This window comes from Variovorax paradoxus (assembly GCA_016806145.1).
Lineage (GTDB): Bacteria > Pseudomonadota > Gammaproteobacteria > Burkholderiales > Burkholderiaceae_C > Variovorax.
The window spans coordinates 5,544,300-5,567,739 of sequence record CP063166.1 but is presented as its reverse complement, the minus strand read 5'-3'; the positions used below and the strand labels follow the sequence as shown (position 1 = coordinate 5,567,739).

Annotated in this window: 23 protein-coding genes and 1 tRNA gene; 10 read left to right on the top strand and 14 right to left on the bottom strand. The window is 67.3% G+C overall.

Annotation, left to right across the window (positions count from 1 at the left end):
* Window positions 1–11: 11 nt before the first annotated feature.
* Window positions 12–1,001, bottom strand: coding sequence for an ornithine cyclodeaminase family protein (locus INQ48_26025; GenBank protein QRF56753.1), 990 nt, complete (start codon window positions 999–1,001; stop codon window positions 12–14).
* A gap of 66 nt (window positions 1,002–1,067) precedes the next feature.
* On the bottom strand, window positions 1,068–1,376 hold the full coding sequence (locus INQ48_26020; GenBank protein ID QRF56752.1) for a hypothetical protein: 309 nt from the start codon (window positions 1,374–1,376) through the stop codon (window positions 1,068–1,070).
* Window positions 1,377–1,597: 221 nt separating this feature from the next.
* Between INQ48_26020 and secA the strand changes: the two genes are divergently transcribed.
* Genes secA through INQ48_26000 form a run of 4 tightly spaced genes read left to right on the top strand, consistent with a single transcriptional unit; the run spans window position 1,598 to window position 6,977 of the window.
* The gene (gene secA / locus INQ48_26015) at window positions 1,598–4,384 is read left to right on the top strand and encodes a preprotein translocase subunit SecA (protein ID QRF56751.1); all 2,787 of its coding nucleotides are present in this window, start codon (window positions 1,598–1,600) and stop codon (window positions 4,382–4,384) included.
* Between the two features lie 25 nt (window positions 4,385–4,409).
* The gene (gene argJ / locus INQ48_26010; GenBank protein ID QRF56750.1) at window positions 4,410–5,639 is read left to right on the top strand and encodes a bifunctional glutamate N-acetyltransferase/amino-acid acetyltransferase ArgJ; all 1,230 of its coding nucleotides are present in this window, start codon (window positions 4,410–4,412) and stop codon (window positions 5,637–5,639) included.
* Between the two features lie 7 nt (window positions 5,640–5,646).
* On the top strand, window positions 5,647–6,522 hold the full coding sequence (locus tag INQ48_26005; protein ID QRF56749.1) for an ATP-binding protein: 876 nt from the start codon (window positions 5,647–5,649) through the stop codon (window positions 6,520–6,522).
* Entirely contained in the window at window positions 6,519–6,977 is a 459-nt protein-coding gene (locus INQ48_26000; protein QRF56748.1) for an NUDIX domain-containing protein, read from the top strand. Before INQ48_26005 ends, INQ48_26000 begins: the two co-directional genes overlap by 4 nt.
* A gap of 55 nt (window positions 6,978–7,032) precedes the next feature.
* Here the strand turns inward: INQ48_26000 and INQ48_25995 are convergent, their stop codons facing one another.
* From INQ48_25995 to INQ48_25950, 10 genes are all read right to left on the bottom strand, one after another.
* Window positions 7,033–7,257, bottom strand: a complete 225-nt coding sequence (locus INQ48_25995; protein QRF56747.1) for a DNA gyrase inhibitor YacG — start codon at window positions 7,255–7,257, stop codon at window positions 7,033–7,035.
* Window positions 7,254–8,009: a cell division protein ZapD gene (zapD, locus tag INQ48_25990; GenBank protein QRF56746.1), complete on the bottom strand. Its 756-nt coding sequence runs from the start codon at window positions 8,007–8,009 to the stop codon at window positions 7,254–7,256. The genes INQ48_25995 and zapD overlap by 4 nt, the downstream gene beginning before the upstream one ends.
* A gap of 34 nt (window positions 8,010–8,043) precedes the next feature.
* The gene (locus tag INQ48_25985; GenBank protein ID QRF56745.1) at window positions 8,044–9,057 is read right to left on the bottom strand and encodes a hypothetical protein; all 1,014 of its coding nucleotides are present in this window, start codon (window positions 9,055–9,057) and stop codon (window positions 8,044–8,046) included.
* Between the two features lies 1 nt (window position 9,058).
* Window positions 9,059–10,549: an MBOAT family protein gene (locus tag INQ48_25980; protein ID QRF56744.1), complete on the bottom strand. Its 1,491-nt coding sequence runs from the start codon at window positions 10,547–10,549 to the stop codon at window positions 9,059–9,061.
* Window positions 10,550–10,623: 74 nt separating this feature from the next.
* Window positions 10,624–11,232, bottom strand: a complete 609-nt coding sequence (locus INQ48_25975) for a dephospho-CoA kinase (protein QRF56743.1) — start codon at window positions 11,230–11,232, stop codon at window positions 10,624–10,626.
* 16 nt (window positions 11,233–11,248) lie between these two features.
* A complete protein-coding gene (locus INQ48_25970) occupies window positions 11,249–12,214 on the bottom strand; it encodes a prepilin peptidase (protein ID QRF56742.1) in 966 nt (321 codons plus the stop codon).
* On the bottom strand, window positions 12,214–13,449 hold the full coding sequence (locus INQ48_25965; protein ID QRF56741.1) for a type II secretion system F family protein: 1,236 nt from the start codon (window positions 13,447–13,449) through the stop codon (window positions 12,214–12,216). The genes INQ48_25970 and INQ48_25965 overlap by 1 nt, the downstream gene beginning before the upstream one ends.
* Before the next feature lie 30 nt (window positions 13,450–13,479).
* Complete coding sequence (gene pilB, locus INQ48_25960; GenBank protein ID QRF56740.1) at window positions 13,480–15,213, bottom strand: type IV-A pilus assembly ATPase PilB; 1,734 nt, start codon at window positions 15,211–15,213, stop codon at window positions 13,480–13,482.
* A 121-nt stretch (window positions 15,214–15,334) separates the two neighbouring features.
* Window positions 15,335–15,411, bottom strand: a tRNA-Pro gene (locus tag INQ48_25955).
* A 44-nt stretch (window positions 15,412–15,455) separates the two neighbouring features.
* Window positions 15,456–16,448, bottom strand: coding sequence for a polyprenyl synthetase family protein (locus tag INQ48_25950; GenBank protein ID QRF56739.1), 993 nt, complete (start codon window positions 16,446–16,448; stop codon window positions 15,456–15,458).
* A 185-nt stretch (window positions 16,449–16,633) separates the two neighbouring features.
* Here INQ48_25950 and rplU point away from each other — a divergent pair, with 185 nt between their 5' ends.
* The 4 genes from rplU to INQ48_25930 all read left to right on the top strand — a co-directional run bounded on the left by rplU (window position 16,634) and on the right by INQ48_25930 (window position 19,584).
* Window positions 16,634–16,945 carry a 50S ribosomal protein L21 gene (gene rplU / locus INQ48_25945; GenBank protein ID QRF56738.1) on the top strand — a complete coding sequence of 104 codons (312 nt, stop codon included), beginning with the start codon at window positions 16,634–16,636 and terminating at the stop codon, window positions 16,943–16,945.
* 12 nt (window positions 16,946–16,957) lie between these two features.
* A complete protein-coding gene (rpmA, locus tag INQ48_25940) occupies window positions 16,958–17,218 on the top strand; it encodes a 50S ribosomal protein L27 (GenBank protein QRF56737.1) in 261 nt (86 codons plus the stop codon).
* A gap of 71 nt (window positions 17,219–17,289) precedes the next feature.
* Window positions 17,290–18,366 (top strand): GTPase ObgE, encoded by a 1,077-nt coding sequence (gene obgE / locus INQ48_25935; protein QRF56736.1) that lies wholly within the window; start codon window positions 17,290–17,292, stop codon window positions 18,364–18,366.
* Window positions 18,367–18,444: 78 nt separating this feature from the next.
* A complete protein-coding gene (locus INQ48_25930) occupies window positions 18,445–19,584 on the top strand; it encodes a glutamate 5-kinase (GenBank protein ID QRF56735.1) in 1,140 nt (379 codons plus the stop codon).
* Window positions 19,585–19,655: 71 nt separating this feature from the next.
* Here the strand turns inward: INQ48_25930 and INQ48_25925 are convergent, their stop codons facing one another.
* Both INQ48_25925 and INQ48_25920 read right to left on the bottom strand, forming a co-directional pair.
* A complete protein-coding gene (locus INQ48_25925) occupies window positions 19,656–20,276 on the bottom strand; it encodes a hypothetical protein (protein ID QRF56734.1) in 621 nt (206 codons plus the stop codon).
* A complete protein-coding gene (locus INQ48_25920) occupies window positions 20,197–20,874 on the bottom strand; it encodes an RNA pyrophosphohydrolase (protein ID QRF60901.1) in 678 nt (225 codons plus the stop codon). Before INQ48_25920 ends, INQ48_25925 begins: the two co-directional genes overlap by 80 nt.
* A 137-nt stretch (window positions 20,875–21,011) precedes the next feature.
* Here INQ48_25920 and INQ48_25915 point away from each other — a divergent pair, with 137 nt between their 5' ends.
* Together INQ48_25915 and INQ48_25910 are read left to right on the top strand one after the other, a co-directional pair.
* On the top strand, window positions 21,012–22,757 hold the full coding sequence (locus tag INQ48_25915; GenBank protein ID QRF56733.1) for a proline--tRNA ligase: 1,746 nt from the start codon (window positions 21,012–21,014) through the stop codon (window positions 22,755–22,757).
* Window positions 22,754–23,431, top strand: a complete 678-nt coding sequence (locus tag INQ48_25910; GenBank protein ID QRF56732.1) for a lytic transglycosylase domain-containing protein — start codon at window positions 22,754–22,756, stop codon at window positions 23,429–23,431. The genes INQ48_25915 and INQ48_25910 overlap by 4 nt, the downstream gene beginning before the upstream one ends.
* The last annotated feature ends 9 nt before the right edge of the window (window positions 23,432–23,440 follow it).

Genomic DNA, 23,440 nt, shown 5'->3' with positions numbered 1-23,440 from the left:
CGAGGAGGGAGTTACCAGGGCCAGGCGATGCGCGTGCCGGTGCCGGTCGCGGCCGCGCGCCGCTGCAGCATGCGCGCCACGGTCAGGTCCTGCAGCGCGAGGCCGGTCATGTCGAACACGGTGATGTCGTCGGCGGCGCGTTCGAAGGCCGCGCGGCCCGAAAGCAGGTCGCCGAGCTCGATGCCGGCGGTGTCGGGCGCCCACTGGGTCTCGCCGATCTGTTGTGCCTGCACGCGGTCGTCGACGACCAGGCGCACGCGCGGCAGCAGGCCGTCGGGCAGTTCGCGCTTGCCGCGCGTGTCGGCACCCACGCAGTTCAGATGGGTGCCGGGTTGCACGGCATCGAGGTCGAACAGCGCGCCGGCGCCGGGCGTGGCGGTGATCACGACGTTGCTGTGGGCGACGGCCTCGTGGCGGTCGGCCGCCGGCGCGATCGCGCAGCGCGCGGCGAAGGCGGCTTCGAAGTCGGCGTCGCGCCCGCCGCGAGCGCTCACGTAGCGCACCTCGGCCAGCGCGGGCAGGGTGCGCAGCGCGAAATCGAGCTGCACCCGCGCCTGCACGCCGGTGCCGAAGACGCAGGCGCGCGTGCTGCCGGGCCGCGCGAGCGCGCGCAGGCCCAGCGCGCCGGCCGCGCCGGTGCGCAGCGTGGTGACCGCGTTGCCGTCGATCAGGCATTGCGGCCGGCCGGTCACCGGGTCGATCAGCAGGATCGTGGCCTGGTGGGGCTCGCCGCCGCGCGCGCGGTTGGCCGGCCAGAAGCCCGCGGCCTTGAAGCCGAGCAGCCCCTGCGCGGGCACGTCGCCCGACTTGATGCCGAACACGCCGCCGGTGGCCAGCGGCTCGCGCACCACCGGAAACACCCGGCCTTCGCGCGCGCTGTGCAGCACGAAGGCCTCGCGCACGGCCTCGAGCACGTCCTCGGGAGCGAGCAGGGCGTCGACCTGGTGCTTGTCGAGCAGCAGCAGCGAGGCGTCGGCGGGCGACGATGGGGCTTCATTCATCTGGAAATATTATCCAATTCCAGACGAAAAGTAAAATGCAGGAAGGGCGGCCGGCCGCCGCGGGCTTCAGCGTCCGGTCTGCACCTTGATGCGGATGCTGCGCACCTCCCAGCCGCGGTTGCGCAGCCGGGTCACGAGCATCGGCGCCAGCTGGCGCAGCTTGGCGGCCGCGGCGCTGCCCTTGACCAGCAGGCACCATTCGTCGCCCTCGGCCGGGCCGGCCTGGATGGCCGGGCGCATCAGCGGCGGGATCAGTTCCTCGACCGCGCGCAGCCGGTCGCCGGCGTCGCGCGCGCGGGCGATCAGGCTCGCCAGCGTGGGCGAATCCTCGGCCGCCTGCTGCAGCGTGAACGGGGGCGTGGAACGGCGATTCATTCGTAATTCTGTGGGTGAAACAAGACAGCTAAAATGCCCGGTTTGCCGGCGGTCCCGCCGGGAAAATCGTTCAAATCCGATAACCCGACTACCGATAACCGGCACGGGCTTCCGACTTTCGAAGGCTTGCTTTTGAAAGAGGTGCGCCCAACTGCTCTCACCATATCTTAGGGAATCCGGTCGCAGTGCCTGTCGTGTCAGGTGCCCGCCCACCTCCACCCATGGCCACCAACTTCCTGACCCAGATCTTCGGCAGTCGCAACGACCGGCTACTCAAGCAGTACCGCAAGACGGTCGCGCGCATCAACGCGCTCGAACCCGAATTCGAAAAACTGAGCGACGACGCGCTGCGCGCCAAGACCCAGGAGTTCAAGGACCGCATCGCCAGGGGCGAGAGCCTCGACGACCTGCTGCCCGAAGCCTTCGCCACCGTGCGCGAGGGCTCCAAGCGCGTGATGAAGATGCGCCACTTCGACGTCCAGCTGCTCGGCGGCATGGCGCTGCACAACGGCAAGATCTCCGAAATGCGCACCGGCGAAGGCAAGACGCTGACCGCCACGCTGCCGGTGTACCTGAACGCGTTGTCCGGCAAGGGCGTGCACGTGGTGACGGTCAACGACTACCTGGCCAACCGCGACGCGACCTGGATGGGCCGCCTCTACAACTTCCTCGGGCTCACGGTCGGCATCAACCTGCCGCAGATGCCGCGCGAGGAGAAGCAGGCCGCCTACGGCAGCGACATCACCTACGGCACCAACAACGAGTACGGCTTCGACTACCTGCGCGACAACATGGTCTACGAGCCCGGCGACCGGGTTCAGCGCAAGCTGAACTACGCGATCGTCGACGAGGTGGACTCGATCCTGATCGACGAGGCCCGCACGCCGCTGATCATCAGCGGCCAGGCCGAGGACCACACCGACCTGTACCTCGCCATCAACAAGGTGGTGCCGCTGCTCAAGAAGCAGGAAGGCGAAGCCGACCCGCGCACCGGCGAGGGCGTCACGGTGCCCGGCGACTTCACGGTCGACGAGAAGACGCACCAGGTGTTCCTGACCGAGGACGGCCACGAGAACGCCGAGCGCATCCTCGGCGAGTTCAAGCTGCTGCCCGAGGGCGCCTCGCTCTACGACCCGGCCAACATCACGCTGATGCACCACCTGAACGCGGCGCTGCGCGCCCGTCACCTCTACCACCGCGACCAGCACTACGTGGTGCAGCAGGGCGAGGTGGTGATCGTCGACGAGTTCACCGGCCGCCTGATGACCGGCCGCCGCTGGAGCGACGGCCTGCACCAGGCCGTGGAAGCCAAGGAAGGCGTGGAGATCCAGGCCGAGAACCAGACCCTGGCCTCGATCACGTTCCAGAACTACTTCCGCCTGTACGGCAAGCTCGCCGGCATGACCGGCACGGCCGACACCGAGGCCTACGAATTCCAGGAGATCTACGGCCTGGAAACCATGATCATCCCGCCGAACCGCGTGAGCAAGCGCGACGACCAGCTCGACCGCGTCTACAAGACCACGCGCGAGAAGTACGAGGCGGCGATCCAGGACATCCGCGAGTGCTACGAGCGCGGCCAGCCGGTGCTGGTGGGCACCTCCTCGATCGAGAACTCCGAGATCATCGACGGCCTGCTCACGCAGGCGGGCCTGCCGCACCAGGTGCTCAACGCCAAGCAGCATGCGCGCGAGGCCGACATCGTGGCGCAGGCCGGCCGCACCAAGATGATCACGATCGCGACGAACATGGCCGGCCGCGGTACCGACATCGTGCTGGGCGGCAACATCGAGAAGATGATCGAGGCGGTCGAGGCCGACGAAGGCCGCGACGAGGCCGCGAAGAAGGCCGACATCGAGCACATCCGCGCCGAGTGGAACAACGACCACGAGTTCGTGAAGTCGCTCGGCGGCCTGCGCATCATCGCCACCGAGCGCCACGAGTCGCGCCGCATCGACAACCAGCTGCGCGGCCGTTCGGGCCGCCAGGGCGACCCGGGCTCCTCGCGCTTCTACCTGAGCCTGGACGATCCGCTGATGCGCATCTTCGCGGGCGACCGCGTGAAGGCGATCATGGACCGCCTGAAGATGCCCGACGGCGAGGCCATCGAGGCCGGCATCGTCACGCGCAGCATCGAGAGCGCGCAGCGCAAGGTCGAGGCGCGCAACTTCGACATCCGCAAGCAGCTGCTCGAGTACGACGACGTGTCGAACGACCAGCGCAAGGTGATCTACCAGCAGCGCAACGACATCCTCGACGCCGGCGACCTCGGCGCCCAGATCGCGGCGCTGCGTGAAGGCTGCTTCATCGACCTGGTGCGCCAGTACGTGCCGGCCGAGTCGGTGGAAGAGCAGTGGAACATCCCGGCGCTCGAGCAGGCCCTGTTCAACGAGTGGGGCATCGACATGCCGCTCGCGAAGATCGTCGAGGGTTCCGAAGCCATCTCCGACGAGGACATCGTCGAGAAGGTGGTGCATGCCGCCAACGAGACCTTCGACGCCAAGGTCGCGCTGATCGGCGCCGAGAACTTCACGCAGTTCGAGCGCATGGTGCTGCTGCAGAGCATCGACACCCACTGGCGCGAACACCTGGCCTCGCTCGACTACCTGCGCCAGGGCATCCACCTGCGCGGCTATGCGCAGAAGCAGCCCAAGCAGGAATACAAGCGCGAAGCCTTCGAGCTCTTCGGCCAACTGCTCGACTCGGTCAAGAACGAGGTCACGCGCCAGCTCATGACGGTGCGCGTGCAGTCGAGCGAGCAGCTCGACGAGGCGGCCGAGGCGATGGAGAACCGCGGCGAGAACGTCTCGAACATCACCTATTCGGCACCCACCGAGACCGGTGAGGTCGAGGTGCGCGTCGACGAGGAAAGCCAGCGCCGCATCGCGGCCGCGGGCCTGGGCACGCTGAGCGCCGAGGCGGCCGCCTTCGCGCGCGTCGGCCGCAACGACCCGTGCCCCTGCGGCAGTGGCAAGAAATATAAACATTGCCACGGCAAACTCAGCTGACCCGCAACTCCGAAGAGATACCGCCATGCCCGTGAACCTGTCCGCTCCCGATCCCGCCGCCTTGTTCGCGGTCCCCGGCGTCCGCATCGGCGTAGCCGAAGCGGGCGTGCGCAAGGCCAACCGCAAGGACCTGACGGTCGTGCTGATCGATGAAGGCGCCGCGGTCGGCGGCGTGTTCACGCAGAACCGCTTCTGCGCCGCGCCGGTGCAGGTCTGCCGCGACCACCTCGCGGCCGGCCACGGCATCCGCGCAATGCTGATCAACACCGGCAATGCCAACGCCGGCACCGGCGAGGACGGCCTGGCGCGCACCCGCGCCACCTGCATCGCGCTGGCGCGCCAGCTCGACCTGGCGCCCGAGCAGATCCTGCCGTTCTCGACCGGCGTGATCATGGAGCCGCTGCCGATCGACCGCATCGAGGCCGGCCTGCCCGCCGCGCTGGCCGATGCCGCCGATAACCACTGGGCCCGTGCCGCCGAAGGCATCATGACCACCGACACCGTGCCCAAGGCCTTCAGCCGCCAGGTGCAGATCGGCGGCGCCACGGTCAGCGTCACCGGCATCAGCAAGGGCGCCGGCATGATCCGCCCGAACATGGCGACCATGCTGGGCTTCATGGCCACCGACGCGAAGATCGACCCGGCGCTGATCCAGCCGCTGGCCAAACAGCTGGCCGACGCTTCGTTCAACCGCGTGACCATCGACGGCGACACCTCGACCAACGACTCCTTCGTGGTCATCGCCACGCAGAAGGCCGCGCACGCGACCATCACCTCGCTCGATTCGGCCGAGGGCCAGGCGCTCGTGGCCGCGATGCAGGAGGTGGCGCGCCTGCTCGCGCAGGCCATCGTGCGCGACGGCGAAGGCGCGACCAAGTTCATCGCGGTGCAGATCGACGGCGGCCGCGACGCCGCCGAATGCCGCCAGGTGGCCTATGCGATCGCGCATTCGCCGCTGGTCAAGACCGCCTTCTACGCCAGCGACCCGAACCTCGGCCGCATCCTCGCGGCCGTGGGCTACGCGGGCATCGCCGACCTCGACCAGACCGGCATCGACCTGTTCCTCGACGACGTGCACGTGGCGGTCAAGGGCGGCCGCAACCCGGCCTACCGCGAGGAGGACGGCCAGCGCGTGATGAAGCAAAGCGAGATCACGGTGCGCGTGAACCTCGGCCGCGGCAACGCCAGCGAAACCGTCTGGACCTGCGACTTCAGCCACGACTACGTGTCGATCAACGCCGACTACAGATCCTGATTTTTCGATGAACGAGCAGTTCCAGAGACTGATCGAGCGCGCCGAGCAGCTCATCACCCGCATCGAGTCGATCCTGCCCCAGCCGCTGGCCGAACCGGCCGACTGGAACGCTTCCATCGCCTGGCGCTACCGCCGCCGCAGTTCGGGCCACGGCGTGCTCGAGCCGGTCCGGCACGTGGCGACGATGGCGCTCGATGCGCTGAAGGAAATCGACGTCCAGAAGGAAAAGATCGAGCGCAACACGCGCCAGTTCGTCGAGGGCAAGCCGGCCAACAACGTGCTGCTGACGGGCGCGCGCGGCACCGGCAAGTCCTCGCTGATCCGCGCCTGCCTGCAGGCCTACGCGCCGCAGGGCCTGCGCCTGATCGAGGTCGACAAGGCCGAGCTCACCGATCTGCCCGACATCGTCGAGGTGGTGTCGCAGCGGCCCGAGAAATTCATCGTCTTCAGCGACGACCTGAGCTTCGACGAGGGCGAGCCGGGCTACAAGGCGCTCAAGTCGATCCTCGACGGCTCGATCGCCGCGGCCACGCCCAATGTGCTGATCTACGCGACCAGCAACCGGCGCCACCTGCTGCCCGAGTACATGAAGGACAACCTCAGCTACACCCACACCGAGGATGGCGAGGTCCATCCGGGCGAGGTGATCGAGGAGAAGATCTCGCTGTCGGAGCGCTTCGGCCTGTGGGTCAGCTTCTACCCGTTCAGCCAGAACGAGTACCTCACCATCGTGGCCCAGTGGCTCGCGTCCTTCGGTGTCGATGCCGCCGCGATCGAGGCCGCGCGGCCCGAGGCGCTGGTCTGGGCGCTCGAGCGCGGCTCGCGCAGCGGCCGCGTGGCCTACCAGTTCGCGCGCGACTACGCGGGGCGGGCCACTGCATGAGCACGGAGCCGGCCCAGCCGCGCAAGCACACCGAGGTCGCGGTCGGCGTGCTGATCCGCACGGCCGACGATGCGCTGCTGCTATCGACCCGTCCGCCCGGCAAGCCCTATGCGGGCTACTGGGAGTTTCCGGGCGGCAAGATCGAAGCCGGCGAGACGGTCGAGGAGGCGCTGCGGCGCGAGCTGCAGGAAGAGCTCGGCATCACCATCGACGGCGCCACGGTCTGGAAAGTGACCGAGCACGACTACCCCCATGCGCTGGTGCGCCTGCACTGGTGCAAGGTCACGGCCTGGCACGGCGACTTCGAGATGCGCGAAGGCCAGCAGATGGCCTGGCAACACCTGCCGCTGGACGTGGCGCCCGTGCTGCCGGGCGCGCTGCCGGTGCTCGAATGGCTGGTGCAGGAGCGCGGCCTGCCCGCGTCGGCGGCCCAGGCCGTGTCGACCCTGGCCTGAAAGGAAATCGCAACGCCTGCGGCAGGCAGGCCGCCCACGGATTTCCGCGGGCTTGCTACTGCTGCGCCTTGGGATCGCCGAAAGGCTCGTCGTCGGGCGGGGCCTCGGCCGGCATCCTGAACTCCTCGCTGGCCCAGGCGCCGAGGTCGATGCCCTTGCAGCGCGCGCTGCAGAAGGGGCGGTAGGGGTTGCGTTCCGAATACACGCTGTCGCCGCCGCAGCTCGGGCAGCGGACGATGCGTTCGCCCTCGCGGGGCTCGATGCGCTCTTCGCCTGTCATGCGCACAGGGTGAGTTCGAAGGGGGTGTCGTCGCTGCTCTGGTGGAGGCGGTCGTCGCTCTCGTGGCGCATGAGCCGCACCGAGACCATGAGCCGGTTGCCGCTGATCTCGGGGATCAGGCCGAGCTTGGGATCGATGCGCAGGCGCAGCAGCTGGAAGCTGCGTCCCTGCGGCAGGTTCTGCTGGAACTGCCCGTTGGTGGCGATGACCTTGTAGGGCACGTCGGCGTCGCGCAGCAGCTTGAGCAGCAGGTAGATCGATTCGGCCAGCGGCGCCAGCGTGCCCGACCAGCGCTCGAGGTCGGCGCGGCGGCTCTGGCTGCTGCGGTGCTGCCAGGCGTAGTAGGCGGGCAGGTCGAATTCGCAGGTGCCGCCCGGGATGCTCGCGCGGCTGCGAATGCTCATGAGCCACTCGTTCTCGGTCAGCGACTGGCCGGCCTTGCCCGCGATGCCGTTGAGCGTGTTGAAGTTGCGCTCGAGCTGCGCCACCACCTGGTCGAGCGCGGCTTCCGAGATGTTCGGATTGCCGCGATAGGCGTTGAAGGTGGACTTGTGCTTCTCGAGATCGCGCATGACGTCGGACTTGAGGTCCGCGCGCGCGGCCACATCCATGATCTCGAAGATGGTGACGAGCGCGAAGTGGTGGGACAGGGGCGACTCGGCAGGCACCAGCTCGCCAAGGCGGCGAAACAGGTGCTCGAGTCGCAGATAGGTCCGGATGCGCTCGTTGAAGGGGTACTCGTAGAGGATCACGCGGGCTCGGTCTCCTGACGAGGCGATGATAGCCTCATGGCGTGCGTGACGGGGGCTCGGGCACGATCTTGCGCACCTCGCCGAGCATCAGCTCGCCGAGCGCGAGCTGGCCGTGCATCGACAGATGGGTGTCGTTGGGGAAGTAGAAGTCGCGGACCTGGGTCTTCTTCTGCTGCGCGAAGGCGAACAGGTCGGGGCCGAGGCCCGAGGCCCTGAACGCCTCGACGAAGGCCTTCGAATGCGAGGGATCGATGTAGGTGGTGGTCTTGTTGGGGATCACCATCCAGAGCATCGGGAACGCGGTCTGCGACTTCGTGAAGGCCTGCATCGCGGCCACGTCCTCGGCCGGCAGCTCGCCGTTCTCGTCGTCCTCGCCGAAAAACAGCGCCTTGTTGCACAGGCGGTGACTGAACATTTCGCAACCATTGACCACCGTGCGCGCCTTGGTGCGGTCGGTGGAGACGGTGTCGGCCGTGGTCGCCTTGGCGGCGCGCGTGTACTTGAGCGTGTCCAGGCCCGAGGTGAGCTTGGCGCCCCAGTTGAGCGCGAAGCCGGGCACGTGCTCGAGCGGCGGCGCGAAAGGCTCGGTGCGTGCGGCGAAGGGCCGCTTCATGGTCTCGCAGCTGCGCGTGTAGCGCATGCGCTCCTGCAGGATGCGCTCCACGCTCTCGACGATCACGAGCTTGCCCTTGAAGCCGGCACGCGCGAGCCAGGCATCGAAGTCGCCGCACAGGCGCTCGTCGAACTGCCCCCAGAAAGCCGTGGTGACCTTGTAGCCGCCCTTGACCAGCACCGACTGCCAGCGGTGCGTCATCGAGAAGCTGTCGCCGATCACGAGGATGTCGGCCTGGTCGAGCGGTACGGCACGCAGGTACTCGGGCGCGACCTTCGGCGGCTCCTGGGTCCAGCCGAACTCGCGGTCGGACATCAGGCCGATGCGGCTCAGGTCGCCATAGGGAATGGGCGTCGCGAGCGTGAGCACCAGCAGCGACGAGATGAGGAGGAATCCGGCCACGAAGATCCGCAGCCACAGTTTTGCGGGCGTCATGTCAGAACTGGAAATAGAGGAAGGGGCTGTAGGTGCCCAGTTTCGAGATGCAGATGCCGAGCAGCGTCACGGTGAAGAGCGCCATCGCGGCCGTGAACAGCTTGTTGAGCTGGGGCCGGCCGGCGAGCGCGGCGGCCTGCGGCACCCAGCGCTGCAGCGTGATGGTGGGCGGCAGCGCGAGGCAGATGATGATCGCCACCAGCATGGTCTGGAAGAACTCGGGCTTGCGGTAGGGCACCGCGAGGAACTCGCGGAAGGCGGTGTCGGGCGCGCCGTGCAGGCCCAGCATGCCGCGATAGATGTCCATGGCGGCATGCAGGCTCTCGGCGCGGAACATCACCCAGGCGATCATCACGCACAGGAAGGTCAGGAACCAGCCGAAGACGCGGCCGGCGATGCCCGACGGGCCCTTGCGGAAGGTGGTGGTCCAGACGTGGTTGATCATCAGGAAGATGCCATGCAGCGCGCCCCAGATCACGAAGGTCCAGGCCGCGCCGTGCCACAGGCCGCCGAGCACCATCGTGAGGAACAGGTTCACGTGGCGGCGCTTCGGGCCCTTGCGGTTGCCGCCCAGCGGGATGTACAGGTAGTCGCGCAGGAAGGTCGAAAGCGAGATGTGCCAGCGGCGCCAGAACTCGATGATGCTGGTCGACTTGTAGGGCGAGTTGAAGTTCAGCGGCAGCTGCACGCCCAGGCACAGCGACAGGCCGACCGCCATGTCGGAGTAGCCCGAGAAGTCGAAGTAGATCTGCAGCGTATAGGCGAGCACGCCGAACCAAGCCGTGTAGAGCGTGGGCTCGATGCCGTTGTGCACGCCGTTGAAGACCAGGTCGGCGTACTGGCCCATCGAGTCGGCGATCAGCAGCTTCTTGGCCAGGCCGAAGGTGAAGATGGCCAGCCCGAGCGCGATCTTGTTGGGGTCGGCGCGGTAGGTCGCCGGGTTGGCGAACTGCGGCATCATCTGCGCGTGGTGCAGCACCGGGCCCGCGATCAGATGCGGGAAGTAGGTGACGAACAGCACGTAGTGGATGAAGCTGCGCTCGTGCACCTTGCCCTGCCAGCAGTCGACCAGGAAGGCGATCTGCGTGAAGGTGTAGAACGAGATGCCGATCGGCAGCACGATGTGCAGCAGCGGGATCGGCGCGAGGCCCGCGGCGCTCAGGCCGTCGTTGACGTTCGAGACGAAGAAGTTCGCGTACTTGAAGACCGCCAGCACCACGAGGTTGACCGTGAGCGCGGTGATCAGCAGGGTCTTGCGCCGACGGTCGTCGCGCCCCGGTGCCGGCGTCAGGCGCAGGCCGAACCAGTAGTTGACGCAGATCGAGGCCAGCAGCAGCGGCAGGGCCTGCACGCTCCACCAGCCATAGAAGAACAGCGAGGCCAGCGCAAGAAACCCGGCCGCGGCCCGGATGTTGCGTTTGCCGATCAGGAAGAACCCGAGCAGCACCAGCGGGAAATAGACAAAGATGAAGGGATACGAGTTGAACAGCATCTCGAAAGGAGGCGCTGCAGCGAGCGCCTTTTTGTCGTAATCGTGGTGCAGCCGCCGCTGCGGCTAACCGGCGATTATCGCGTGCCGGCCGAGGCCCACCGTTTCCAGAGACCCCGCACCTGCGCGGCGAGTTCCTCCAGGGTCAGGCTTTCGTTGTCGATGACCGCGTCGGCCGCGGCCCGGCGCAGCGCCCGCGGGGCCTGCTGCGCGATCACCGAGCGCACCGCTTCGGGCGTCCAGCCCGAGCGCGCGACGACGCGCCGCAGCTGGGTGGCTTCGGTGGCGTCGACCACCAGCACGCGTTCGACGAGCGCGCGCCAGCGTCCCGATTCGACCAGCAGCGGGACATCGAAGACGACGGTGGCATCGGGACCGGCGTCGGCCGCCTCGCGCCGGGTCTCGGCGCCGATCAGGGGATGCAGGATGCCTTCGAGCGCGCGCTTGGCCTCGGCGTCCTGGAACACGATCTCGCGCATGCGGGCGCGGTCGAGGCCGCCGTCCGGCCGCAGCACCGCGGCGCCGAAGCGCGCCTCGAGCGCCGGCATCGCGATGCCGCCGGGTTCGGCGATGCGGCGCGCGATGGCATCGGTGTCGACCAGCACGGCGCCCTCGGCGACCAGCAGGCCCGCGACGGTGCTCTTGCCGCTGCCGATGCCGCCGGTGAGGCCGATGCGCCGGATCATGGGAGGGGCTTGGCCTTCAGTGCAGCCAGGGGCCGAGCGGGAAGGCGAAGGGCGCCCATTGCTTGACTGCGCCCGGGCCGATGACGAGGCAGACCAGGCCCGCGCCCGCGAGGAAGGGGCCGAAGGCGATCGGGATGTCCTTGTGGGCCAGCTTGCCGGCCAAACGCATGCCCAGGCCCTGCACGGCGCCCACGAGCGACGAGACCAGGATGATCGCGATCAGGTAGTCGGCACCGAGCCATGCGCCCAGTGCCGCCAGCAGCTTGAAGTCGCCGTAGCCCATGCCTTCCTTGCCCGTGACGAGTCGGTAGCCATGGTAGACCAGCCAGAGGCTGAGGTAGCCGAACACCGCGCCCCAGACCGAGAGCTGCAGCGAGGTACCGGTCCAGCCCGCGGCCGCGCCGATCAGGCCGAGCCACAGCAGCAGGTAGTTGAGCGAGTCGGGCAGGAACTGGGTGTCGAAGTCGATCAGGAACTGGCAGACCAGCAGCGCCGCGAAGGCGGCCCAGAGCGCGCCCGCCGGCGTGAGGCCGAAGCGGTGGCCGCACAGCGCGAACAGCGCGGCGGTGGCCAGTTCGACCAGCGGATAGCGCGGGCTGATGCGCGTCTTGCAGGCGCCGCAGCGGCCGCGCAGCGCGAGGTAGCTCAGCACCGGGATGTTCTCGTACCAGCGGATCACGTGGCCGCAGCTGCCGCAGCGCGAGCCGGGCCGCATGAGGTCGAAGCGCGGCAGCTTCTCGAGCTCGATCGCGGCCTTGTCGGCCGCGGCCTCGAGACCGGCCGGCGGCTGCGCCTTCGGGCCGAAGACCAGCGACCAGAGCGAAGGCATGTCCTTCGAACTCATGAGGTTCGCGACCGCGTCGTTGAGCCAGTCGCGATACATCATCGCCGGCGTGCGGTAGATCACCACGTTGAGGAAGCTGCCGATCAACAGACCGAGGACGCCGGCCAGCGCGGCGTCGAATCCCTGCGACACCGGCATCAGACGACCTGGCCGAGCTTGAAGATGGGCAGGTACATCGAGACCACGATGCCGCCGATGATCACGCCGAGGAAGACGATGATGATCGGCTCCATCAGGCTCGAGAGGCCGGCGACCATGTCGTCGACCTCGGACTCGTAGAAGTCGGCGGCCTTGCCGAGCATGTGGTCGATGGAGCCCGATTCCTCGCCGATCGCGGTCATCTGGATCACCATCGAGGGGAACAGGTTGACGTTGGTCATCGCGTTCGTGAGGCTGGTGCCCGTCGACACCTCCTGCTGGATCTTGGCCGTGGCGTCGCCGTACACGGTGTTGCCCGAGGCGCCGCCCACCGAGTCGAGCGCTTCGACCAGCGGCACGCCTGCGGCGAACATGGTGGCCAGCGTGCGCGTCCAGCGCGCGACGCAGGACTTCTCGATCAGCGCGCCGAAGATCGGTATCCGCAGCAGCAGGCGGTCCATGACGCGCTGCACGCGCTCGTTGCGCTTCCAGGCCTGGAAGAAGAAGTAGAGGCCGCCACCGATCACGCCGAAGATCAGCCACCAGTAGGCCACGAAGAACTCGCTGACCGCCATCACGAACAGCGTGGGGGCGGGCAGGTCGGCGCCGAAGGAGGTGAACACCTGCTTGAAGGCCGGGATCACGAAGATCATGATGATCGCCACCACCACGAAGGCCACCACGACCACCGAGGTCGGGTACATCAGCGCCGACTTGATCTTCGACTTGATCGCCTCGGTCTTCTCCATGTAGGTGGCCAGGCGGTCGAGCAGTTCTTCGAGGATACCGGCCGCTTCGCCGGCCTCGACCAGGTTGCAGTAGAGGTTGTCGAAGTACTTCGGGAACTTGCGGAAGGCCGACGACAGCGAGGTGCCGGTCTCGACGTCGCTGCGGATGTCGTTGAGCAACTTGGCGACGCTGGGGTTGGCGTTGCCGCGGCCCACGATGTCGAAGGACTGCAGAAGCGGCACGCCGGCCTTCATCATGGTGGCGAGCTGGCGCGTGAAGATCGCGATGTCCTTGGGCTTGATGCTCTTGCCCGAGCGCGTGCGGCGCTTCTTGATCTTGCTGGCGAGCACGCCCTGGCGCCGCAACGCGGCCTGCACCTGGTTCTCGCCGGCGGCACGCAGCTCACCGCGCACCAGCTTGCCGTTGCGATCCTTGCCTTCCCACTCGAAGACGAATTCCTTGACGTCGCGCCGCTGCCGGTTTGCCGTCGATGCTGCTGTGGCCATTCGGTTCGATCTCCGCTTCCGATGTGTTCGTTATAGGTTGGTGACCGCCACCACTTCCTCGAGCGAGGTGAGGCCCTGCATCACTTTGCGCAGGCCCGACTTGCGCAGCGAGCGCACGCCTTCGGCTTCCGACTGCTGCGCGATGTCGAGCGCGCTGCCGTCGCGCAGGATGATCTCCTGGATCGCCTCGGAGATCGGCATCACCTGGTAGATGCCCACCCGGCCCTTGTAGCCGCCGGTGCAGGCCGCGCAGCCCACGGGCCGGTAGGGCTTCCAGCTGCCGTCGACCTCGTGCTCCTTGAAGCCGGCCTCGATCAGCGCCTCGCGCGGGATGTCCGCGGGCGTGCGGCAGGTCATGCACAGCCGCCGCGCGAGCCGCTGGGCGGTGATCAGGATCACGCTCGATGCGATGTTGAAGGGCGCGATGCCCATGTTGCGCATCCGCGTGAGGGTGGTGGGGGCGTCGTTGGTGTGCAGCGTCGACAGCACCAGGTGGCCGGTCTGGGCGGCCTTGATCGAGATGTCGGCGGTTTCGAGGTCGCGGATTTCGCCGACCATGATGATGTCGGGATCCTGCCGCAGGAAGGCCCGCAGCGCGGCCGCGAAGGTCAGGCCGGCCTTCTCGTTCACATTGACCTGGTTGACGCCCGGCAGGTTGATTTCCGACGGGTCCTCGGCGGTCGCGATGTTCACGCCCGGCTGGTTCAGCAGGTTGAGGCAGGTGTAGAGCGACACCGTCTTGCCCGAACCGGTCGGTCCGGTCACGAGCACCATGCCATAGGGGCGGCTGATGGCGTGCAGCAGGCGTTCCTTCTCGTCGGCGTCGTAGCCCAGCGCATCGATGCCCATGCGCGCGCTGCTGGGGTCGAGAATCCGGACCACGATCTTCTCGCCGAACAGCGTGGGCAGTGTGCTCACGCGGAAGTCGATCACCCGGTCGGGACCGATCTTGAGCTTCATGCGCCCGTCCTGGGGCACGCGCTTCTCGGAGATGTCGAGCCGCGAGATGACCTTGATGCGCGACGCCAGCTTGTCCTTGATCACCGTGGGCGGGCTCGCGACCTCGCGCAGTTCGCCGTCGACCCGGAAGCGCACGCGGTAGTGGTGCTCGTAGGGCTCGAAGTGGATGTCCGAGGCGCGCATGCTGACCGCGTCGAGCAGCATCTTGTGCAGGAAGCGCACGACCGGCGCGTCCTCGACCTCGGCGATCGCCTGCTCATTGGCGTCGCCCGCGGTGTCGGCGCTGACGTCGTCGAACTCGAACTCCGTGCCGACGATGCTGTTGATGGTTTCGGCCGCGCTCGCGGCGGCGGCCTCGACCATGCGCGAGAGCTTGTCGTACTCGGCGATGACCCAGTCCACGCCCATCTGGGAGGCGAACTTGATCTTCTCGGCGGCCTGCTGGTCGGACGGATCGGCCGTGGCGACGATCAGGCGGTTGTTGCGCTTGCTGAGGACGACGATGCGATAGGCCTGGCAGAGCTTGGGATCTAGCAGGTCCTTCGGCAGGCGCTGGTGGTCGATGGCGTCGAGGTCGAGCAGCGGGGCGCCGAACGCATTCGACAGCGTGTGAGCGAGGTCGGAGGCCGAGACGGCGCCGGTGCCCGTGAGCTCGGCGATGAAGCTCGAGCGGCTGCTCAACGACTTCTGATAAAGATCCTCCGCCGTCTTCACCGGCAGCTTGCCCGCCGAAACCAGCGCGCGTGCCAGCCCTGGCAAGGCGACTTGCGGGTTTTCTTTAACGGGAAGTTCGGCTGCAGCCATCAGCGAATGCAAGAGATGTGAGAAATTGCTTCACGATCATCGCTGAACACTCCTGTGCTGTAAATCGCTGTACAGCAACAGAAAATGGCATTTTGATGGTTTATGCCAGTCTCGAAAAGACTGGTCGGGGTGAGAGGATTCGAACCTCCGGCCTCTACGTCCCGAACGTAGCGCTCTACCAGGCTAAGCTACACCCCGATGGTGCGAAAAGTCAGTCGTCCTTGGCCAACTCGTGAGAGGTGTCAGGCACGCCGCTCAAGCAGCTGAGCCGCTAATTGTAGCAAACCTGAAGCGTGCGAATTGGCCGCGAAGCCGTCGAGTGCAGAAATAGCACGCTGAGCCTCCGCCGCGGCGGCTGCGCGCGATGCATCGAGGGCCCCGGTCTCGCGCACGATCTCGACGATCTTGCCCAGCTGGGCGGTGTCGCCCGCCTCGATGGCGGCGCGCACCAGTGCGCTTTGTTCCGCGGTGCCGCGCTGCATCGCGAAGATCAGCGGCAGCGTGGTCTTGCCTTCACGCAGGTCGTCGCCGAGGTTCTTGCCGGTCTCGCTGGCGTCGCCCGCATAGTCGAGCACGTCGTCGATCACCTGGAAGGCCGTGCCGAGCGCCTGGCCATAGGTGGCGCAAGCTTCCTCGACCTCGGGCGTCACGCCTGCCAGCACCGCGGCCAGGCGCGTGCTGGCTTCGAACAGCTTGGCGGTCTTGGAGCGGATGACGCGCAGGTAGGCCGACTCGTCGAGCGAGGCGTCGTGCATGTTCATCAACTGCAGCACCTCGCCTTCGGCGATCACGTTGGTCGCCTCGGCCAGGATCTGCATCACGCGCATGTTGTTGGCATCCAACATCATCTGGAAGGCGCGCGAATAGAGGAAGTCGCCGACCAGCACGCTGGCCGGATTGCCGAAGGATTCGTTGGCGGTCGGGCGCCCGCGGCGCAGCGTCGACTCGTCGACCACGTCGTCGTGCAGCAGGGTCGCGGTGTGGATGAACTCCACCACGGCCGCGAGATTGAAGCGCTGCTCGCCGGTGTAGCCGAGCGCGCCGGCCATCAGCAGCAGCAGGGCCGGCCGCAGGCGCTTGCCGCCCGCGGAGATGATGTACTTCGAGACCTGGCTGACCAGCGGCACCCCGGTGTCGAGGCGGTTGGAGATCACGCGGTCGACTTCGACCATGTCACCGGCGATCAGGCCGAGGACTGCGGCGGTGGGGGAGGTGTCGGCGGCGGGAACTGACAAAGCGTGGGCGCTGGGCGCTGCTGAATACAGAAGATGGCGCGGACGCCGGAAGGCGCCGATTATAGGGAGCGGGAAGCGGCCACCAGCCTCGGCCGGGTGCCCGGGCATGTGAGCATGCGCAAACCGTGCTATAGTCTTGGGCTCTGCGGAATTCGCCGCGGAGACTCCATCCTCAAGAGGTTCACATGTACGCGGTCATAAAAACCGGTGGCAAGCAGTATCGCGTTGCTTCCGGCGAGAAAATCAAAGTAGAACAGATTGCTGCGGACGTTGGCCAGGAAATCGTGATCGACCAGGTTCTGGCCGTCGGAAACGGCGCTGAAATCAAGGTTGGCACGCCCCTGGTGTCCGGTGCAACGGTGACGGTCACGGTGCTGTCGCACGGCAAGCACGACAAGGTTCGCATCTTCAAGATGCGCCGTCGCAAGCACTATCAGAAACGTCAAGGCCATCGCCAGCAGTTCACCGAGCTGCAAATCGGCGCGATCGCCGGTTAAGGAGCAGACTCCATGGCACAGAAAAAAGGCGGCGGCTCCACGCGAAACGGGCGCGATTCCAAGCCCAAGATGCTCGGCGTGAAGGCCTTCGGCGGCCAACTGATCAGCGCCGGCTCGATCATCGTGCGCCAGCGCGGTACCCAGTTCCACCCCGGCGTGAACGTCGGCGTGGGCAAGGACCACACGCTGTTCGCCCTCGTCGACGGCCACGTGTCGTTCGGCTTCAAGGGTGCGCTCAACAAGCACATGGTCAATGTGACGCCGGCGGCCTGAGCCTCCAGCCACTTCGACTGTTTCGGAGCCCCGCTTTGCCGGGGCTTCTTCATTTGTAAACTGGACATCCCATGAAGTTCGTCGACGAAGCCTTCATCGACATCGCCGCCGGCGATGGCGGCAACGGCTGCGTGTCGTTCCGCCATGAGAAGTACAAGGAATTCGGCGGTCCCAACGGGGGCGACGGCGGGCGCGGCGGTCATGTGTTCGCCGTGGCCGACTCGAACCTCAACACGCTGGTGGATTTCCGCTACTCGCGTCGGCATGAGGCCAAGCGCGGCGAGCACGGCATGGGCTCCGACATGTTCGGCGCCGCGGGCGACGACATCACGCTGAAGATGCCGGTCGGCACAATCATCACCGACGCCGAAACCGGCGAGGTGCTCTACGAACTGCTCACGCCCGGCGAGGTCATCACCATCGCCAAGGGCGGCGACGGCGGCTTCGGCAACCTGCGATTCAAGAGCGCCATCAACCGCGCCCCGCGCCAGAAGACGCCCGGCTGGCCCGGCGAGCGCAAGAGCCTCAAGCTCGAGCTCAAGGTGCTGGCCGACGTGGGCCTGCTGGGCATGCCGAACGCCGGCAAGTCGACCTTGATCAGCGCGATCTCGAACGCACGCCCGCGCATCGCCGATTACCCGTTCACCACGCTGCACCCGAACCTCGGCGTCGTGCGCGTCGGTCCCGAACAGAGCTTCGTGGTCGCCGACCTGCCCGGCCTGATCGAGGGCGCCTCCGAGGGCGCCGGTCTCGGCCACCTGTTCCTGCGCCACCTGCAGCGCACCCGGCTGCTGCTGCACGTGGTCGACCTCGCGCCTTTCGACGAAGGCGTCGACCCGGTCGCGCAGGCCAAGGCGATCGTCGGCGAGCTCAAGAAGTACGACGCACAGCTCTACGAGAAGCCGCGCTGGCTGGTGCTCAACAAGCTGGACATGATTCCCGAGGAAGAGCGCGCCGCGCGCGTGAAGGACTTCGTGAAGCGCCTGCGCTTCAAGGGCCCGGTGTTCGAGATCTCCGCGCTCACGCGCGAAGGTTGCGAACCGCTCGTGCACGCGATCTATCGCCAGGTGAAGGCCCAGCAGGTCGCCGAGCAGCCGCCGGCCGAGATCGATCCGCGCTTCGTCGAACTGCCGCCCGAAAAGCCTTGAGCGGGCCTTCGGTCCGGTCCTGCAATGCTATTGATTGAATAGCATAATCGTCAGTCTTCACGCCAGCCACAGCCTTCCATGACCTCGAATACCGGATCCACAGCCCTGCGGGACGCCCGCCGCATCGTCGTCAAGGTGGGCTCGAGCCTCGTGACGAACGAGGGCCGCGGCCTCGACGAGGGCGCCATCGGCGAGTGGTGCCGGCAGCTGGCCGCGCTGGTGCGCGACGGGCGCGAGGTGGTGATGGTCTCGAGCGGCGCTATCGCCGAAGGCATGAAGCGCCTCGGCTGGAAGACCCGGCCGCACGAGGTGCACGAGCTCCAGGCCGCCGCGGCCGTCGGCCAGATGGGTCTGGCCCAGATGTACGAGACCAAGCTGCGCGAGAACCGCATCGGCAGCGCGCAGGTGCTGCTCACGCACGCCGATCTCGCCGACCGCGAGCGCTACCTCAATGCCCGTTCGACGCTGGTGACGCTGCTGCGCCTGGGCGTGGTGCCGGTCATCAACGAGAACGACACCGTGGTCAACGACGAGATCAAGTTCGGCGACAACGACACGCTCGGCGCGCTGGTCGCGAACCTCGTCGAGGCCGATGCGCTGGTGATCCTCACCGACCAGCGCGGCCTCTATTCGGCCGATCCGCGCAAGGACCCCGACGCGAAGTTCATCCACGAGGCCGCCGCGGGCGACCCGGCGCTCGAGGCCATGGCCGGCGGCGCGGGCTCGAGCATCGGCAAGGGCGGGATGATCACCAAGATCCTCGCGGCCAAGCGCGCGGCCGGTTCGGGCGCTTCCACCGTGATCGCCTGGGGCCGCGAGAACGACGCGCTGCTGCGCCTGTCGCACGGCGAGGCGATCGGCACGCTGCTGGTGGCGCAGACCGCGAAGCACCAGGCGCGCAAGCGCTGGATGGCCGACCATCTGCAGCTGCGTGGCGCCGTGATCGTCGATGCCGGCGCGGCCGCCAAGGTGCGCGCCGAGGGCAAGAGCCTGCTGCCGATCGGCATGACGAGCGTGTCGGGCGAGTTCTCGCGCGGCGACGTGATCGCGGTGCGCGATGCCGAGGGCATCGAGCTGGCGCGTGGCCTCGCCAACTACTCGAGCGTCGAGGCGCGGTTGCTGTGCCGCAAGCCCTCGGCCGAGTTCGAGCGACTGCTGGGCTACGCGGCCGAGCCGGAGATGGTGCACCGGGACAACATGGTGTTGATGCCAAGCTGAGGCTGGCCTCGGCCCCGCACCAAAGAAGAAGGCCCCGATCGGGGCCTTTTCTCATGGTGCCGGCGTGCCGCTCACTGCACTTCGCGCACCGGATTGCGGATGTACTGGACGATCTCGCTGGCCGTCGAGCGCGGCGCGCTGTCGCGGCACAGGCCCTGGGTCGCGATGGCCCAGGTGTAGCGCGAGTTGAGGTCGGTGATGCGCTTCCACTCGGGCGCCTTGGCCAGCTCCCAGGCATTGCCGCTGTAGCGCGCGTAGCTCTTCATCTCGCCGGTCTTGCAGCGCACGCCGTCGTAGAAGGCGTTGACCGTGCCACCCGACTTGCTGCTCGCCACCACCACGTAGCGCACGACGCCGTCGGGCGTGATCGTGATGGTCTTCGGATCGATGCCGAACTTCAGCGTCATGTAGGGCGGCATCTCGATCGGCACCAGGCGGTTCTGATCGAAGGCCGGCGGCGGCGGAGCGGCCGATTCCTGCCATTCGCCATCCGACTGCGTCGTCTTGGGCGGCGGCGGCATGCCGCCCTGTGCCCAGTCGGGGTTGTCGGTGTTGTGCTGGCCCGAGCCGCAGGCCGCCAGCAGCAGGGCGCCGGCGAGAACGAGTGCCGGGCTAACGCGGCGTGGGAGGTTGCGCAGCGGATGCGGACGGGAAGACGGGGCCGTCGGAAGTGTCGGTCGCAGGTTTGGCATTGGGATCCGGGTCGAAGCTCGCGCCCGGAGGCAGTTCGAAGTTGGCGTCGTGGCCGCCCGCGGAAGGATGGCGCTCGAACTCTCGGGCGCGCACATTGCTGCGCAGGAAGCGGTTGCGGAAATCCTGCCGTGGCAGGTAGCGAGCAAGCTCGGTGAGCGCCATCTCGTAGACGCCCCGTTTGAATTCGACGACGACGTCGAGCGGCACCCAGTAGTCGTGCCAGCGCCAGGCGTCGAATTCGGGATGATCCGTGGCACGCAGGTTCAGATCCCAGTCGTGGCCGACCAGTTGCAGCAGATACCAGATTTGTTTCTGGCCCTTGTAGTGACCTCGTGCGTCTCGTCGGATGAACCGATCCGGCACCTCGTAGCGCAACCAGTCGCGGGTACGGGCCACGATACGCACGTGCTCCGGATGGAGACCCACTTCCTCATGCAATTCCCGGAACATGGCTTGCTCGGGACTTTCGCCGCGGTCGATGCCGCCTTGCGGAAACTGCCAGGAATGCGTGCGGATGCGTTTGCCCCAAAAAACCTGGTTTTTCTGGTTGAGCAGGATGATGCCGACGTTGGGCCTGAAGCCGTCCCGGTCGAGCATAATCAAACCCCAATTTTTGAACTGAGTCGATTATGCATGCCGGGTTGCACTCGGCAAGCGACCGGTTCCGGACTCTCAGGGTCTCTACGGGGGCCGTCGTCCGTCTCGTTTCACTCCGAACCAGCACCGCATTTCCGATGAAAGCATCCCGTTTCTTCGTCTCCACCCTCAAGGAAGCGCCGGCCGATGCCGAGGTGGCGAGCCACCGTCTCATGATGCGCGCGGGCATGATCAAGAAGGTCGGCACCGGCATCTACACGTACATGCCCATGGGCCTGCGCGTGATCCGCAAGGTCGAGGCGATCGTGCGCGAGGAGATGAACCGCGCCGGCGCGGTCGAGATGACGATGCCGGTGGTGCAGCCCGCCGAGCTCTGGCAGGAGTCGGGCCGCTTCGACAAGATGGGCCCCGAGCTGCTGCGCATCAAGGACCGCCATGACCGCGACTTCGTGGTGCAGCCCACCAGCGAAGAGGTGGTGACCGACATCGCGCGCCAGGAGATCCGCAGCTACAAGCAGCTGCCGAAGAACTTCTACCAGATCCAGACCAAGTTCCGCGACGAGCGCCGTCCGCGCTTCGGCCTGATGCGCGGGCGCGAGTTCATCATGAAGGACGCCTACAGCTTCGACCGCGATCTCGACGCGGCCAAGGCCAGCTACCAGGCGATGGCGCAGGCCTACCGCAACATCTTCGACCGCTTCGGCCTGCGCTATCGCGCCGTGGCGGCCGACAGCGGCGCCATCGGCGGCGACCTCAGCGAGGAATTCCAGGTCATCGCCGCCACCGGCGAGGACGCGATCGTCTACTGCCCCGACAGCGACTACGCGGCCAACATGGAGAAGGCCGAGGCGTTGGCCCCGGCCGGCCCGCGTCCCGCCGCTGCCAACGCGCTCGAGAAGACGCCCACGCCCGGCAAGAGCACTTGCGAGGACGTCGCCGTGCTGCTCGGCGTGCCGCTCGCCACCACCGTGAAGTCGCTGGTGCTGGCCACGGACATCCTCGACGAGGCCGGCAACATCAAGGGCTCGCAGGTCTGGCTGCTGCTGCTGCGCGGCGACCACGAGATGAACGAGATCAAGGTCGGCAAGCTGCCCGGCCTCGACAAGGGCTTCCGCTTCGCGACCCTCGCCGAGATCGATGCGCACTTCGGCTGCAAGCCGGGCTACCTCGGCCCGCTCAACCTCAAGCAGCCGGTGAAGCTGGTGGCCGACCGCGAAGTCGCGCTGATGGCCGACTGGATCACGGGCGCCAACGAGGTCGACTTCCACATGACCGGCGTCAACTGGGGCCGCGACCTGCCCGAACCCGAGCTGGTGGCCGACCTGCGCAACGTGGTCGCGGGCGATGCCTCTCCCGACGGCAAGGGCGTGCTGGCGATCGAGCGCGGCATCGAGGTGGGCCACGTCTTCGTGCTGGGCACCAAGTACAGCAAGTCCATGAACGCAACCTTCCTCGACGAGGCCGGCAAGCCGCAGTTCCTCGAGATGGGTTGCTACGGCATCGGCGTCACGCGCCTGCCGGCTGCCGCCATCGAACAGAACCACGACGAGCGCGGGATCATCTGGCCCGACGCGATCGCGCCGTTCACCGTGGTGGTGTGCCCGATCGGCATGGACCGCAGCGCCGAGGTCAAGACCGCGGCCGAGGCGCTCTACGAGGAGCTGCTCGCCAAGGGCGTCGACGTGCTGCTCGACGACCGCGGCGAGCGCCCGGGCGCGATGTTCGCCGACTGGGAACTGATCGGCGTGCCGCACCGCGTGGTGATCTCCGACCGCGGCCTCAAGGAAGGCCAGCTCGAATACCAGCATCGCCGCGACACCGCCGCGACCAAGGTGCCGGCCGCCGGCATCGCGGACTTCATCGCGGGCAAGCTCGCGGCATGAGCCTGACGGGCGGCTTCTCGCGACGCCGCTGTCTGAGCGCCGCGGCGGGCGCCCTCGCGGCGCTGTCGCTGCCGCGCCCCGCACTGGCCGGCGCGCAGATCGAGGAGCCGCTGATCGACTCGGTGCGCACCGCGCTGAGCTCGGCCATCCACAACAAGGCACCGCCGGTGCCGCAGTTCGCGAACACCGAGGCCCGGCTGACCTACCTGCGCTGGCTCGGCGAGATGAGCGAACGGCTCAAGAAGAAGATCGCCGACGCGCCCTCGCGCATCGAATTCCTGCAGACCGTCTGGTACGAGGCCAAGCGCTCGGGGCTCGAGGTGAGCCTGGTGCTCGGGCTGATCCAGGTCGAGAGCAATTTCCGCAAGTTCGCCGTGTCGAGCGCGGGCGCGCGCGGCTACATGCAGGTCATGCCGTTCTGGACCCGCGTGATCGGCGACAGCGACCCGGCCAAGCTGTTCCACATGCAGACCAACCTGCGCTTCGGCTGCGTGATCCTGCGCCACTACCTCGACCGCGAGAGCGGCGACCTGTTCCTGACGCTGGGCCGCTACAACGGCAGCCGCGGCAAGGCGCCGTATCCGAACGCGGTGTTCTCGAACCAGCGGCTGTGGGCCTGGGCCGACCGCGAGATCGAGCGCAAGGAACAGGACAAGGCCCGTTCCGCGGCCTGACCCGGGTAC

Bases quoted from the DNA above. Each gene is read 5' to 3' on its own strand.
- INQ48_25980 (QRF56744.1), bottom strand. From the start codon at position 10,549: ATGCTGTTCAACTCGTATCCCTTCATCTTTGTCTATTTCCCGCTGGTG.
- pilB (QRF56740.1), bottom strand. From the start codon at position 15,213: ATGGCTGCAGCCGAACTTCCCGTTAAAGAAAACCCGCAAGTCGCCTTG.
- INQ48_26025 (QRF56753.1), bottom strand. From the start codon at position 1,001: ATGAATGAAGCCCCATCGTCGCCCGCCGACGCCTCGCTGCTGCTGCTC.
- INQ48_25965 (QRF56741.1), bottom strand. From the start codon at position 13,449: ATGGCCACAGCAGCATCGACGGCAAACCGGCAGCGGCGCGACGTCAAG.
- secA (QRF56751.1), top strand. From the start codon at position 1,598: ATGGCCACCAACTTCCTGACCCAGATCTTCGGCAGTCGCAACGACCGG.
- INQ48_26020 (QRF56752.1), bottom strand. From the start codon at position 1,376: ATGAATCGCCGTTCCACGCCCCCGTTCACGCTGCAGCAGGCGGCCGAG.
- INQ48_26005 (QRF56749.1), top strand. From the start codon at position 5,647: ATGAACGAGCAGTTCCAGAGACTGATCGAGCGCGCCGAGCAGCTCATC.
- INQ48_25995 (QRF56747.1), bottom strand. From the start codon at position 7,257: ATGACAGGCGAAGAGCGCATCGAGCCCCGCGAGGGCGAACGCATCGTC.
- obgE (QRF56736.1), top strand. From the start codon at position 17,290: ATGAAGTTCGTCGACGAAGCCTTCATCGACATCGCCGCCGGCGATGGC.
- INQ48_25925 (QRF56734.1), bottom strand. From the start codon at position 20,276: ATGCCAAACCTGCGACCGACACTTCCGACGGCCCCGTCTTCCCGTCCG.
- INQ48_25915 (QRF56733.1), top strand. From the start codon at position 21,012: ATGAAAGCATCCCGTTTCTTCGTCTCCACCCTCAAGGAAGCGCCGGCC.
- rpmA (QRF56737.1), top strand. From the start codon at position 16,958: ATGGCACAGAAAAAAGGCGGCGGCTCCACGCGAAACGGGCGCGATTCC.
- argJ (QRF56750.1), top strand. From the start codon at position 4,410: ATGCCCGTGAACCTGTCCGCTCCCGATCCCGCCGCCTTGTTCGCGGTC.
- INQ48_25920 (QRF60901.1), bottom strand. From the start codon at position 20,874: ATGCTCGACCGGGACGGCTTCAGGCCCAACGTCGGCATCATCCTGCTC.
- INQ48_26000 (QRF56748.1), top strand. From the start codon at position 6,519: ATGAGCACGGAGCCGGCCCAGCCGCGCAAGCACACCGAGGTCGCGGTC.
- INQ48_25970 (QRF56742.1), bottom strand. From the start codon at position 12,214: ATGCCGGTGTCGCAGGGATTCGACGCCGCGCTGGCCGGCGTCCTCGGT.
- INQ48_25985 (QRF56745.1), bottom strand. From the start codon at position 9,057: ATGACGCCCGCAAAACTGTGGCTGCGGATCTTCGTGGCCGGATTCCTC.
- INQ48_25930 (QRF56735.1), top strand. From the start codon at position 18,445: ATGACCTCGAATACCGGATCCACAGCCCTGCGGGACGCCCGCCGCATC.
- INQ48_25975 (QRF56743.1), bottom strand. From the start codon at position 11,232: ATGATCCGGCGCATCGGCCTCACCGGCGGCATCGGCAGCGGCAAGAGC.
- INQ48_25910 (QRF56732.1), top strand. From the start codon at position 22,754: ATGAGCCTGACGGGCGGCTTCTCGCGACGCCGCTGTCTGAGCGCCGCG.
- rplU (QRF56738.1), top strand. From the start codon at position 16,634: ATGTACGCGGTCATAAAAACCGGTGGCAAGCAGTATCGCGTTGCTTCC.